The following is a 13029-nucleotide window of genomic DNA, read 5'->3' as shown; positions in this document are numbered from 1 at the left end:
TTTAACAATACCGGGGGTTGGGAAGATACTGGGATTGACGATCATGCTTGAGACGGGACCGATAGAACGGTTTATGAAAGCAGGCAACTATGCGTCCTATTGCCGGAAGGTACCGAGCCGATGGGTGTCGGTAAAGTACGAGCACGGGAAGTACTGTGGACCTATAGCCGTATTAACAAATTCATTGACTTAGGAGCTCACTAAATAGGTGTTAGTAGTAGTAAAACCCGATGCAGATGTCAGCTCGCTGATAGTATCGCCGCTATAATTCGCCACCCAGATATTGCCAGCGGCATCTATTGCTATGCCACCAGGATATGCACCAACCATAAAGGTGTTGATAACCAGTGATGGCGTTGCACTCACCAAGTTGGACGGCCTGCTTTCACCTACACTGTTAAACGAAGTCACCGTGAAGTAGTAGGCAGTTCCGTTTGCAAGTCCTGTTGCCGTAGAGATTGGCCCCGCGGCGGTTTCCTGTATAAAGGTGCTGGTTGTCGTTATTTAAACATGGTAGCCGGTTGCGCCAACGGATGCGCTCTACTGCAGTGTTACCTGCGAGTCCGCTGGTGTTGCCGTGAGACCAGCCGGCGCTAAAGGCTTTGAACCTGAATTTTTGAACTTCCCGAACATCCCGCCATGACAATCATGGCAAATATAACCATCGCGATAAACATATAAATGTTTTTTGTACGCATAGATTCTAGCTTATAATTTTATATAAATCTTCACTCTACTGCACTACTGTCCCTATGTTTACTCATTCAAACATGATAACAGGTTGAAGTCAAATCGAAAGAAAAGGGATCACCCATTTAAAGTGCCCTTGCTGTCTCCTTTACAAACCTGCCAGTCTCATCCACTGCACTTGCTATTGAATACTTTTTGTGAAAATCTATCCCCACATATATCATGCGGCACCTACTCCTTATTTTATTGCTTCTGATTATATCAGAGGCTATTGGAGATTGCCGCTTTTCATGTTACCTGACCCCGGTTCTGTTTTACCTAATAAGTGTTACTACTTATCATACCACTCGGGTTTTATGAGCCCTATAATTTCTTTAGGTCTTATCCATCTAAACTTTGAGATAAATCTTGACCATAACACCTTTATAAGCACTAAAAACCACCATATGTACATCCTTCTTTTATATGCATAAGGCGATAGCATACCTTTAATAAGCCAGCGGATATTAATAAAATTCCTATTAAGCTCTATAACAAGCTCTTCGATCCTCTCCCTTGATAGATACTTTGAAGGCATTACAGGTGTAAGCCAGTCAAACATTGAAAAATCCTTTATCTCAAGTAAGCCGCTCTTAATTACCTCATTATAAAGTGGTGTACCTGGCACGGGTGTTAAAGGATGGAATGCAGGGTAATCGGGCTTTAGTTTTTTTGCAAACTTTAATTGTTCATACATGGATTCCTCAGTTTCATTATAAACACCTACTATGAACGTTGCCTGTAGAAAAACGGATGGATATTTTTTCTTTAAGATATGAAATATTTCCAATGATGCATTATGAGAGTAGAATGGTTTACCAAATTGCTTAAGTTCATTGTTTTCCGCCCTTTCTACACCTACGCATAAATGCGATAACCCGGATTTTACCAATTTTTCAAGAATGCCGAGACGCTCATCCCTTAATAATAAATCCGCGCGCATGAATGCAAACCAGTTAAGTTTTAATTGTTGTTTTATTAGCTCTGTTGCAAACTCATCCTCCCATTCAGGATTTATATTCCATGAATCATCAACGAATACAAGAGCACGCTTATTGTATGTATGATAAAGTAATAATATCTCTTCCATTGTTTTATTTACACTTTTTGTTCTCCATCTTGGTTTCAGTACTTCTTTACCATTTATATTTTTCCTGTCAGCCATCTGTGTCCACCATACACAGAAGCTGCAGTTACTTGTGCATCCCCTGCTGTGATTTATGGTTGTTCCTCCTGGCGAGAATAGATACCTGCTATTCCCGTACTGATTCATAGGTACAAGGTCGTAAGCAGGCATAGGAAGGGTATCAAGATCCTCTATCAAAGGTCTATATGGTGTTTGAATAATCTTGCCGTCCTGTTTAAATGCAATCCCTTTTATATTTACAAAATCATCTTTCCCCTGTTCTATACTCTTTATAAGCTCGAGTAATGTAAGCTCACCCTCTCCTCTTACTATAAAATCAATCCCGAGATCACCGTTAAGATATTCATTATAAAGGTTCGTGAAATGTGCTCCACCAGCGATAACCTTAATCTTTGGATTAATTTCTTTTACAAGACTTATCAGCTTTTCTGATTCATGTGCGTACAATGCATGACTTTCTCCTACACCTACAACATCGGGTTTCTCTTCCTTTATCCTGTTTGCAAGTGTTTTCCATCCCATCTTTAACGGCATTGTGTCTATGATCTTTACTTCTATATCATGCTCCCTTAAGATGCCAGCTAAATATACAAGCGACTGAGGCAGCAAAAAGTTATCGTACTCATTTATAAATGGCCAATAATACTTCGGTGAATTAATTAATAATACTTTCATTTTCTTATTATCCCAAGCCAGCTTCTCGCGAGGTTATTAAATTCGGGTGAGCTCTTAAGCCATGCTTCAATTTTTGCAATCCTTTTTCTATATCCGGTTGATGGTAATTTAGGCATATCAATAAGCCTGCTAAATATACCTTCGGGAACATAATGAGTACCATGTATGTTAACTATTGTTGCACCGCCCTTTTTAAGTAACTGCTCAAATCCTTGTTTTGTGTAGTAATGCGTATGCACATTCTGATCCATTGACAATACACCCGTACCAATAAGCTTTAAAAGCATATTCTCCGGTATTTGAGGGTCTGACAGGATTGCCCCATAAAGCCCTTCTACGGATACAAATAAAAATCCATTTTTTTTGGTCACCCTGAGAAGCTCCTTCATTGTCTTTAGAGGATCAGAGGTATAGCATACCGATTCAATAGCAAAGACGGCATCAAATGTATTGTCCTTAAACAACCGATACATACTATCAATATTTGCATGATACAGCTCAAACATCTTTATTTTATGTTTAGCGAAATGTTTAAGCGCAATTTTTAATGAGCTTTTAACATTATCCACGAGCGCTACATGATAACCCATTTTTGCAAGCTCGATACCAAACCTGCCGATCCCTGATCCCGCATCAAGTGCGTAAGCGCCTTTTTGCAGGTTTTTTAAAAATGGTGTTATATGTTTCATGTATATATCTTTTTCAAGCTGTTTTAAATAATACTGCTCGGAATGTTTATCAAGTATGTCAAAAAGCGCAGGATATTTCCTCCATTCCATCTCCCAGCCTATAAGGTTATTAAACCCCGGGTTTTTCTTACATGCACGCTCAATATCATTCAGTGCTTTATAAAGCCTGTCAAGCTCCAGATCGGAAGTAACAATATCTTTTTTATCCTCATATTTATTTTGTCTTCTCATTTATCAAAATCCCGTTCATCGGTTTTAGTCGTAGATCTTATTACACTTTATTAATTAAAACAAGCCAGTATCTTCAAATTGTGATAGCCAAGTAAAAATGTCATCTCTAATTACCAAGTAAAAATGTCAGTAGTATATCCTGTTATAAAGACAGGAGGAAGGGATGATACTGACAGTGAAGGATAAGCTAAGAGCAGATGTACTATCAGCGATAATGGATGGAACGGTAGATGTAAAAGATGCAGGGAAGATACTGGGGAGGTCCGTCAGACAGATATTTCGTATGCTGAGGCGGATGCTGGAACAAGGGATAGAAGGGCTTTTCCATAAAAACAGGGGTAAGCAAAGTCCATTTAGGCTTGAGGAAAGTATAAAGGAAAAGGTTATCACGCTGGCTAAGAGTAAATACCGGGATGTAAACGATACCCATATGAAAGAGCTTCTTTTCAAAGAAGAAGGCATAGAAATAGGGAGGGAAACCCTCAGAATGACCTTAAGTGGAACTGGTATTTTACCAAAGCGAAGTATCCGCAAACCAAAGTACCGCAGGCGCCGGGAACGAAAGGATGCCCTGGGTATAATGCTTCAGATCGATGCTTCTCCTCACGATTGGCTTGAAGTACGAGGCCCCTTGCTTACACTTGTAGGAGCAAAGGACGATGCGACTGGATATACATGTGGTGTAAGTTTGTGGAATCAGAGGCTACATGGTCGTATCTGGAGCTTATGCGGGATATCTTTGTCTCGCACGGACTTCCGTTGAGCCTTTATTCAGACAGGCATTCTATTTTTCATACTCTGAGAGAACCAACGATACTGGAACAGCTCCACAACAGTAAACCTCTTACCCAGTTTGGTCGTGCAATGAATGAGCTTGGTATAGGTATTATAAAAGCATGGTCTCCTCAGGCGAAAAGCCGAATAGAACGTCTGTGGGGGGTACTCCAAGACCGGCTCGTCGTAGAATTACGTCTTAAAAAGGCACAAGATATGCAGCAGGCTAACGAAGTCCTTAAAAATTTCTTGCCGGAATATAATAAACGTTTTAACTTCCCTTCTAAGAAACAAGAATCAGCTTTTCGGAAAGCCCCCCTATCGATAAACTGGACCGTATCTTATGCCTCAAGGATACAAGGGTCGTCAGTGCTGACCATACAATCTCGTTTGAAGGCTTGATTCTTCAAATACCACCCTCTAACAAGTTTCGTTCACTCGTAAAACAGCATGTGGAGGTCTTACAGATACGGGAAGGAAGTATAGAGATTATTTACAAGGGACAATTGGTGGCAAGATTTAGCCCTGAGGCTGTGACTCGTTTAATTAAAGGTACATTACATGAACAAACTCAATTAAAAATGGCCGTCTAATGAATAAGCTTACTGACATTTTCACTTGGTAATTAACTGACATATTGACTCGGCTTTAACAGCCAGTATCTTCAAATTTTATCTGCCGCCGTTTTTGTATACATGAAGCCAATTCATCGCTTGCTTGATTAACGACTTCGAGTTAATAAGAGTTAATGGCGATTTTAGATGTTAAAGATTTAAAAGTTTATTACAAAGCACGCGGTTTTTTAAGCAAACAGGAAACAAAAGCTGTTGATGGAGTAAGCCTGTTTATAAACGAGCATGAAACACTCGGACTTGTTGGGGAAAGCGGCTCCGGGAAATCAACGTTGGGGAAAGCAGTTTTATTGCTTGTGAAACCGACATCTGGGACCATAATGTTTGATGGTATGAATATACTTGAGGCAAACAGGGCTTCACTAAAACAATTCAGAAGACAGGCACAAATAGTGTTTCAGGACCCGTACAGTTCTCTTAATCCAAGGATGAAGGCGGGCAATATTATAGCCGATCCAATGCGTGTGCATAAGATCGCAAAAGGCAGGGTTTTAAAATATAGAGTAATAGATTTATTATCAACTGTCGGATTACCCCAAACGGCTTATAACAAATATCCATTCGCTTTCTCAGGCGGACAAAGACAGAGGATAAGCATTGCAAGAGCCTTGTCTTTAAATCCAAGATTTATTGTTGCCGATGAACCCGTTTCTGCACTTGACATATCCATACAGGCACAGCTTCTGAATCTGTTTAAAGAGATACAGGAAAAACAAGCTGTCAGTTATTTATTCATCTCACACGACTTAAGAGTTGTTGCTTTTATTTCACACAGGATAGCTGTTATGTATCTTGGTAAGATAGTGGAATCTGCTTCTAAAATGGAAATTATAAAAAATCCGATTCATCCTTACTCAAGGCTTTTATTATCCAGTATGCCCTCAAAAGATCGCAAGTCTTCAGAGTATTCGAACATTACCGCACCACCGGTCAGAGGATGCAGGTTTTACCCGAGATGTACTTATGCAAAACCCATATGCAGAGATGAGGAACCAGTACTAAAGGAAGTTGCGCCGGCCCATACGGTCGCCTGTTATTTATACTAATATGGCTGAACAAAAAATAGAATTCATCTGCTCTTCCTGCGGTTACAACTCACCCAAATGGCTTGGAAAGTGTCCTTCCTGCGGGGAATGGAGCACTTTTGTTCAGTTCTCGCATCAGGAGAATAAAAGGCATAAAACAGATAATGCTGAAGCTATAAGGTTAAAATCCATCTCAACACAAGGACAGGAAAGATTTAAAACAGGGATAGAAGAACTTGACAGAGTACTTGGAGGCGGAATCGTAAAATCGGCATTAATACTGATTGGCGGGGATCCTGGTATTGGCAAATCAACCATCGCACTCATTGCCTCAAACGCCCTGATATTGTCAAAAAGAAACTGCCTGTATGTAACGGGTGAAGAATCTTTACAGCAGATCAAGCTGAGAGCTAAAAGACTTGATATAACCGAGGAGCTTGAGGTACTTGCGGAAACAGACCTGGACAGTATATTAGAGGTTATAGAAAAGCAGAACTATGATGTTGCTGTCATTGATTCCATCCAGACAATAGAGAGTGCTACAACACCTGCACCAAGGGGAAGCGTTGCTCAATTAAAAGAGATCACCGATAGGCTTATGAGGTTTTCCAAGCGGCACAATATAAGTTTTTTGCTTATCGGTCATGTAACAAAAGAAGGTGCAATTGCGGGTCCAAAAATTCTTGAACACATGGTTGATACGGTGCTTTATTTCGAAGGCGATAGAAATCTTAACTTTAGAATACTCCGGGGCATAAAAAACAGATTTGGTTCAACAAACGAGATCGGTGTTTTTGAGATGACAGAAACAGGACTTAAAGAAATAAAAAACCCATCAGAGCTTTTTCTGACAGCGAGAAACGCGCCCAGAGAAGGCTCCGCCGTATTTGCAAGCATAGAAGGCACAAGGGCATTGCTTGTCGAGATACAGGCGCTTGTAATCGCAAGCTATCTTGCTATGCCGAGACGAACTGCCGTCGGCATTGACCAGACGAGATTATCAATGCTTGTTGCTGTTCTCGACAAAAGGGCAGGCTTAAACCTGTTGGGACAGGACATATATATTAACGTAGTAGGCGGTGTAACGGTTGATGAACCAGCATCTGATCTATGTGTGATCTCGGCACTCGTCTCAAGTTATAAAAGGAAGAGCCTTGATCCTTCCTCTGTGTTTATTGGTGAAGTAGGTCTTACAGGCGAGATCAGGCCGGTTGGTATGATAGACAAACGTATAAAAGAGGCTGAAAAACTTGGATTTAAAAAGGCGTTCATTCCTGACGGCAATTATAAAGGTATTGTTAAATCAGATATTGAGTTGATCAGGGTAAAGGATGTTGAGTCATTTATCGATATCTGCTTTTAGCGGTACAGCACGCCTTAAAGCTATTATTTAACTTGAACTCCCGATATGAATAATTTATAAGTAGATCATGTATTTTAAAGATTTAAGAGATTATTTAAAAGCCCTTGCAAACAGGAACGAACTAAAGGAAATAGATGTACTGGTTTCTCCAATCCTTGAGGTCGCAGAGATCGCGGACAGGACAATGAAATCGAACGGGCCAGCACTTTTTTTCAAAAATGTAGAATCGAGTTCATTCCCGCTTGTGATGAACATGTTCGGCACAGAGAAAAGGACTGCATTCGCACTTGGAGTTGCCAGTTTAAATGCACTTCAGGATAGGATGAAGGAACTCATCGATCAGAAAGCACCTGAATCATTGCTGGACAAGATTAAGATGCTTCCCCTGTTAAAACAGATTTCAGACTTTTTTCCAAAAACACGGTCAGATGGTGCATGCCATGAAGTAATCATAAATGCCAACCCGGATCTCAATATACTGCCGATTGTAAAAACATGGCCGCTCGACGGAGGAAAGTTCATTACACTTCCACTCGTTTTTACAAAAGATCCGGAAACAGGCATAAGGAATGTCGGGATGTACAGAATGCATGTGTATGACGAAAAAACAACCGGCATGCACTGGCATGTTCACAAGCATGGTGCAGGACACTTCAGGAGGTATAAAGAACTCGGCAAACGTATGGATGTTGCAGTTGCAATAGGTACTGATCCACAAACGCTTTATGCCGCTACAGCACCATTGCCCGATGGAATCGATGAAATGATATTCGCGGGCTTTTTGAGAGAAGAGCCCGTGGAGCTGGTAAAGTGTATTACATGCGATATTGAAGTACCCGCATACGCAGAGTTTATTTTAGAGGGATATGTTGATACCGATGAATTAAGAACAGAGGGACCTTTTGGGGATCACACAGGTTATTATTCAATGGAAGATAAATACCCTGTTTTTCATATAACAGCGATAACACATAGAAAAAATGCCATATACCCTGCAACCATTGTCGGTAAGCCGCCTATGGAGGACGGATATCTGGGCAAGGCATCGGAAAGGTTTTTTCTGCCTTTGATCAAAAAGATGTTTCCTGAGATTGTTGATATCAACCTGCCAATCGAAGGGGTATTTCATAATATGGCCTTTGTAAGTATTGATAAATCCATTCCAGGCCATGCAAGAAAGATAATCAATGCATTATGGGGACTTGGGCAATTCATGTTCACGAAGTTTATAATCGTATTTGATAGGGATGTTAATGTACAGGACATAAAAGAGATTATATGGAGACTTGGTAATAATGTGGATCCTTTGAGGGATACAATTATACTGTCAGGTCCTGTTGATATATTAAATCATGCAGCACCTGAGACCGGGTACGGATCAAAGATAGGCATTGATGCTACAAAAAAGCTTAAGGAAGAAGGGCATCTGAGGCAGTGGCCGCCCGATATTGTAATGCCTCAAGAAATTAAAGAGCTGGTTACAAAAAAGTGGAAAGAGTACGGTATAGATTAAATGCAATATTTGAGTTAATCATATGATTTAATATCGGACGCATGTTTTCACTCACCACGGAACCTTTCCTGCTGTCTAACCGCCTTTTTGGCTTATAAATATTTTATCTTACATGCTCCATATGCTATTCTTAAGCCCCTATAGCTTCTTTTATAGCTCCTTCTATTTTTGATGCATAATCCTGTATGATGTGTTGATCCATACCTTCAATCATTATTCTTGCAAGAGGTTCCGTTCCCGAATATCTAACAAGCACTCTACCGTTATCCTGTAGTTTAGCGGAAACATCATGAATAATGTTACTAACGTTATTCAATGTATTTAAAGGGGGCTTATCTTTTACCATTACATTAACGATGATCTGCGGGTAATGCTCTATTACGCTTGCAAGTTCGGACAGCTTTTTGCCTGTAAATCTCATAATCGCAAGTACCTGAAGAGCTGTTATAATGCCATCGCCTGTTGTATTATGTTCTATAAAGATTATATGACCCGACTGTTCACCTCCAAGGATATAACCCTCTTTTAACATACGCTCAATAACATACCTGTCCCCTACACCCGCTCTTACGAGATTAATACCTTCACGTTTTAATGCTATTTCAAGACCGATATTACTCATAACAGTGCCGACAACGCCATTACCTTTTAACTTACCTTCATTTTTTAATCGTATTGCGGTAATGGCAAGAATCGTATCCCCATTTATGATTGTTCCCTTTTCGTCAGACATGATAACCCTATCACCATCTCCATCAAAAGCAATGCCGATGTCTGCTTTGTATTTCTTTACCGCCTCCGCCATATTTCCAGGATGAATAGAGCCGCTATTATGGTTTATGTTTTTCCCATTTGGTGAAACCCCGAGCATTATTACACTCGCACCAAGCTCCTGCAATACGGTCGGGGCAACTTTGTATGTGGCACCATTGGCGCAATCCACAATAATTCGTATACCGGAAAGCGATATCTCTTTCGGAAATGAATGTTTTAAAAATACAATATATCTGCCGATAGAATCGGAAAGTCTATACGCTTTCCCTATCTTTTCCTGAGATGATAATAGGTGTATATTTTCATCGGATAAAACAAGTTTTTCGATTGCATCTTCAATAGAGTTGTTTAACTTGTAGCCGTCGGAACCAAAAAATTTTATACCGTTATCCTGATACGCATTATGCGATGCTGAAATAACTATACCAACATCTGCCTTTGTATCCGTTGTTATAAATGCAATCCCAGGTGTTGGCAACGGGCCTGTCAGTATTACATCCCCGCCCATTGAAGTTATACCGGCTGTCAGTGCCATTTCAAACATGTATCCTGATAACCTTGTGTCCTTACCAATGACAAATCGCCTATGCGGCTTACCGTTGGATAACAAGAAGCTCGCTGCTTTACCAAGCTTTAAAACAGTTTCTACCGTCATCGGCTCTTCGTTTGCCTTACCTCTTACCCCATCCGTTCCAAAAAGTTTTTTCATGGTTACCGCATTTTAAATGTAACAAATATTATTTGAGGATTAACCGTAACCATCTTATATTGATCTGTCAAAAGCGGGACGCTTACGGTTGTATCCTTTGTAAATGTGCTTATATTTATTGGCTGAGTCATAACCGCATTTATATTGTTGATGATCGTTGACGGCCCAGTTATAACAACCCTGCTTGGATTTGTCCGGATACTTTTTATTGCATTGCTTTTATCCTGTATTCCGGTTATTGAAACACCTATATTAATTAATTTGCTTACCGTTTGATCAAGCATGACGGTTATATCTTCCGGATATATTGTCCTTAGTTTTACTCCTTCCGGCAGGTGAAAACTCGATGGAGAGACATCGAATGTGTATGTTCCAGGCCCGCTGTTGGGCAGATTTATATAATAGGCAGGTTTTGTATTTAAATAGTTAAATATCAATGATGATGGCCCTGAAACGGATAGTTGTATATCCTTTGGAGGACTGTTAACAATAACATAATCTGCAGGAACAGTATTGATTACAACCGGTACTTTCAAAATAAGCTCAGAGGATCTTTCGCCATGAGCATAAAACCACAGGAATATCCCTATTACAACTGCGAGTAATTTATAGGAAAAGTTATCGGTAATTAATTTTACAATTTTATTCATACCGGTGCATCCATAAGTTTATAAAGCTCTTCCTGAAGCGATTTCTGCTCATCTATTGTTTTTATCTCAGAATCATGTACTACAGAAACCTTGCCGCTCTCCTCAGATACAATGACTATAACCGCATCTGCCTCCTGTGATAATCCAAAAGCTGCTTTATGCCTCGTGCCGTAAGCAGGATGATAATGAAGATCCTGGGATAATGGCAGCATACAACCGGCAGCTTTTATTCTATTACCCTTTATTACAGCGGCACCGTCATGTAGGGGTGTGTTTGTGTTAAATAAAGTAAGCAGCAGTTCTTTTGTAACGATGGCATCAAGGACCCTCCCCGTTTCTACAACTTCTTTTATACCTATATTTTTTTCAAAAACAATTAAAGCACCTGTCTTTGTTTTTGCAAGTTCGTATACAGCATCCGATACTTCGTTGATACCCTGTTTAATCTGATGGGCATGCGCATTGCTCATATTAAAATATCCTTTACCCATGTACGCGAGCGCTCGTTTTATATCCTGCTGAAACACAACTATGATAATCAAAACGATCGAGCTTAAAAAACTATTTAAAAGCCAGCGCAGAGTGGTAAGATCAAAAAAATTGGAAATCAGGTAGGCTCCAAATATAATAAAAAGCCCGATAATAACCTGTGCTGCTCTTGAGCCTTTCAGCATAATAAGCAATCTATAAATAATATAGCTGACTATCAGGATATCAGCTATATTTTTAATAATTCTGAATGTGTTTTCGTTAAGCATTCATTATGCCCTTTATAACATCTATAGCCTGTTTGGTTTCTTTTATATCATGAACTCTTATAATATCAACACCTTGCGTAATACACCATAAGGCTGAGGATAAAGAGCCGTACAATCTTTGATCCACACCTGCACCGGTAATTTTACCTATAAATGATTTCCTCGAAACTCCAACCAGTACAGGGACACCGAGTGTTTTAAACGTTCGTATATTCTTTAGAAGCAAGAGATTATGAGATAAAGCCTTTCCGAAACCTATACCGGGATCAATGATGATCCGTTCCTTTTCTATACCGCTATTTATAGCATATTTTATCCTGTCATCAAGAAATGACAACACCTCTGCTAAAACGTCTTTATATCTTATTGAAGTTTGCATCGTTCTTGGTGTTCCTCTCATATGCATAAGAACAATGCCTGATCTATAATTTTTAACAACATGTATCATAGCGGGATCGTGTCTCATTGCACTAACATCGTTTACAATGTCAGCTCCGTTTTCTAATGCCTTTAGTGCAACCGCTGATTTCATTGTATCAATAGAGATAGTTGTTTTTGTATGTTTTCTTAATTCTTTTACAACAGGGATTACCCGGTTTATCTCTTCTTCTGCATTAACCGGCCCTGCCCCGGGCCTTGTTGACTCACCGCCGATATCTATTATATCAGCTCCTTCTTTCACAAGTTCCAAAGCCTTTTTAACAGCGGTATCTTTAAAAGCAAATCGACCGCCATCCGAAAATGAATCGGGCGTAACATTAAGTATACCCATTATTACAGGTCTGCCTGTGAGATTAAAAAAATGGTTTTTATACTTTAAACGTGCTGTATTGTTTAAAAGGTTTTTAATAGCTTGTTCAAGCTCCTCTGAAATCGAGGCAAGCCCAAATTGCTGTTCCTTTATCTTCTTCGAGATAATATCGATTTGCCTGAGTGTACCTATAAGGAATGCATCTGTTTTTGCACGGGAATCAACTATGACTCTCCATGATGTAGCAAGCTCGGCTCCGGACGACAATGCCTCTTGTTTTAGAATGTTTGCAGCGGGTGATGTAAGCCCATTTATTTTGAACATATAAAACAATGACTTCTTATCCATAATGTTTATCCCTTCGGTATGGACAGAGATCGATTTAAAATATGTTATTATTTCTTTCCTTGATAATAAATTGATAAGATATACTTTTTTCATTCATTTATAATCCAAAAGTGCAACAGAACTGCCGGGGCGGGTTTAAAACCCGTCATCAGACATCATTTTTACCTTATTTTTTAATATGTTACACATCTTTATAACTCAGGTGTGATCGCTTTTGTGATCGCTTCTGGTTCTTTACAACTGTTTAAGACATTTACGGCT

Annotated in this window: 13 protein-coding genes; 6 read left to right on the top strand and 7 right to left on the bottom strand. The window is 39.7% G+C overall.

The annotated features are described in order from the left end of the window. The coding region (locus M1381_11750) for a transposase (GenBank protein ID MCL4479745.1) at positions 1 to 193 on the top strand (193 nt) is incomplete at its 5' end. Here M1381_11750 and M1381_11745 read toward each other — a convergent pair. The 3 genes from M1381_11745 to M1381_11735 form a co-directional block, all read right to left on the bottom strand. Next, the gene (locus M1381_11745) at positions 190 to 411 is read right to left on the bottom strand and encodes a hypothetical protein (GenBank protein ID MCL4479744.1); all 222 of its coding nucleotides are present in this window, start codon (positions 409 to 411) and stop codon (positions 190 to 192) included. The two genes, M1381_11750 and M1381_11745, sit on opposite strands and share 4 nt — an antisense overlap. Before the next feature lie 610 nt (positions 412 to 1021). Continuing rightward, positions 1022 to 2551 carry a B12-binding domain-containing radical SAM protein gene (locus tag M1381_11740; GenBank protein MCL4479743.1) on the bottom strand — a complete coding sequence of 510 codons (1530 nt, stop codon included), beginning with the start codon at positions 2549 to 2551 and terminating at the stop codon, positions 1022 to 1024. Further along, positions 2548 to 3471, bottom strand: coding sequence for a class I SAM-dependent methyltransferase (locus tag M1381_11735; protein ID MCL4479742.1), 924 nt, complete (start codon positions 3469 to 3471; stop codon positions 2548 to 2550). The genes M1381_11740 and M1381_11735 overlap by 4 nt, the downstream gene beginning before the upstream one ends. Positions 3472 to 3634: 163 nt before the next feature. Here M1381_11735 and M1381_11730 point away from each other — a divergent pair, with 163 nt between their 5' ends. The 5 genes from M1381_11730 to M1381_11710 all read left to right on the top strand — a co-directional run bounded on the left by M1381_11730 (position 3635) and on the right by M1381_11710 (position 8778). Then, the gene (locus M1381_11730; protein MCL4479741.1) at positions 3635 to 4234 is read left to right on the top strand and encodes a hypothetical protein; all 600 of its coding nucleotides are present in this window, start codon (positions 3635 to 3637) and stop codon (positions 4232 to 4234) included. Then, the gene (locus M1381_11725; GenBank protein ID MCL4479740.1) at positions 4198 to 4647 is read left to right on the top strand and encodes a hypothetical protein; all 450 of its coding nucleotides are present in this window, start codon (positions 4198 to 4200) and stop codon (positions 4645 to 4647) included. The genes M1381_11730 and M1381_11725 overlap by 37 nt, the downstream gene beginning before the upstream one ends. A 346-nt stretch (positions 4648 to 4993) precedes the next feature. Next, positions 4994 to 5923 (top strand): ABC transporter ATP-binding protein, encoded by a 930-nt coding sequence (locus tag M1381_11720; GenBank protein ID MCL4479739.1) that lies wholly within the window; start codon positions 4994 to 4996, stop codon positions 5921 to 5923. A gap of 1 nt (position 5924) precedes the next feature. Next, a complete protein-coding gene (gene radA, locus M1381_11715; GenBank protein ID MCL4479738.1) occupies positions 5925 to 7265 on the top strand; it encodes a DNA repair protein RadA in 1341 nt (446 codons plus the stop codon). A 67-nt stretch (positions 7266 to 7332) separates the two neighbouring features. Then, positions 7333 to 8778 (top strand): menaquinone biosynthesis decarboxylase, encoded by a 1446-nt coding sequence (locus M1381_11710; GenBank protein MCL4479737.1) that lies wholly within the window; start codon positions 7333 to 7335, stop codon positions 8776 to 8778. A gap of 130 nt (positions 8779 to 8908) precedes the next feature. Here the strand turns inward: M1381_11710 and glmM are convergent, their stop codons facing one another. The 4 genes from glmM to folP are packed head-to-tail and all read right to left on the bottom strand — an operon-like array spanning position 8909 to position 12861. Then, positions 8909 to 10261, bottom strand: a complete 1353-nt coding sequence (glmM, locus tag M1381_11705) for a phosphoglucosamine mutase (protein ID MCL4479736.1) — start codon at positions 10259 to 10261, stop codon at positions 8909 to 8911. A gap of 2 nt (positions 10262 to 10263) precedes the next feature. Then, positions 10264 to 10911, bottom strand: a complete 648-nt coding sequence (locus tag M1381_11700; protein MCL4479735.1) for a CdaR family protein — start codon at positions 10909 to 10911, stop codon at positions 10264 to 10266. Beyond that, a complete protein-coding gene (gene cdaA, locus M1381_11695) occupies positions 10908 to 11669 on the bottom strand; it encodes a diadenylate cyclase CdaA (protein MCL4479734.1) in 762 nt (253 codons plus the stop codon). The genes M1381_11700 and cdaA overlap by 4 nt, the downstream gene beginning before the upstream one ends. Further along, the gene (folP, locus tag M1381_11690) at positions 11662 to 12861 is read right to left on the bottom strand and encodes a dihydropteroate synthase (protein MCL4479733.1); all 1200 of its coding nucleotides are present in this window, start codon (positions 12859 to 12861) and stop codon (positions 11662 to 11664) included. The genes cdaA and folP overlap by 8 nt, the downstream gene beginning before the upstream one ends. Between the last annotated feature and the right edge of the window lie 168 nt (positions 12862 to 13029).

It is taken from the genome of Deltaproteobacteria bacterium, from assembly GCA_023382265.1.
Lineage (GTDB): Bacteria > JAMCPX01 > JAMCPX01 > JAMCPX01 > JAMCPX01 > JAMCPX01.
This window is presented reverse-complemented; position numbering and strand designations above follow the sequence as displayed.

What these genes read in the sequence shown, in the direction of transcription:
- M1381_11730 (MCL4479741.1), top strand. Translation starts at nt 3,635, where the DNA reads ATGATACTGACAGTGAAGGATAAGCTAAGAGCAGATGTACTATCAGCG.
- radA (MCL4479738.1), top strand. Translation starts at nt 5,925, where the DNA reads ATGGCTGAACAAAAAATAGAATTCATCTGCTCTTCCTGCGGTTACAAC.
- M1381_11735 (MCL4479742.1), bottom strand. Translation starts at nt 3,471, where the DNA reads ATGAGAAGACAAAATAAATATGAGGATAAAAAAGATATTGTTACTTCC.
- M1381_11700 (MCL4479735.1), bottom strand. Translation starts at nt 10,911, where the DNA reads ATGAATAAAATTGTAAAATTAATTACCGATAACTTTTCCTATAAATTA.
- folP (MCL4479733.1), bottom strand. Translation starts at nt 12,861, where the DNA reads ATGAAAAAAGTATATCTTATCAATTTATTATCAAGGAAAGAAATAATA.
- M1381_11740 (MCL4479743.1), bottom strand. Translation starts at nt 2,551, where the DNA reads ATGAAAGTATTATTAATTAATTCACCGAAGTATTATTGGCCATTTATA.
- M1381_11725 (MCL4479740.1), top strand. Translation starts at nt 4,198, where the DNA reads ATGCGGGATATCTTTGTCTCGCACGGACTTCCGTTGAGCCTTTATTCA.
- M1381_11710 (MCL4479737.1), top strand. Translation starts at nt 7,333, where the DNA reads ATGTATTTTAAAGATTTAAGAGATTATTTAAAAGCCCTTGCAAACAGG.
- glmM (MCL4479736.1), bottom strand. Translation starts at nt 10,261, where the DNA reads ATGAAAAAACTTTTTGGAACGGATGGGGTAAGAGGTAAGGCAAACGAA.
- cdaA (MCL4479734.1), bottom strand. Translation starts at nt 11,669, where the DNA reads ATGCTTAACGAAAACACATTCAGAATTATTAAAAATATAGCTGATATC.
- M1381_11720 (MCL4479739.1), top strand. Translation starts at nt 4,994, where the DNA reads ATGGCGATTTTAGATGTTAAAGATTTAAAAGTTTATTACAAAGCACGC.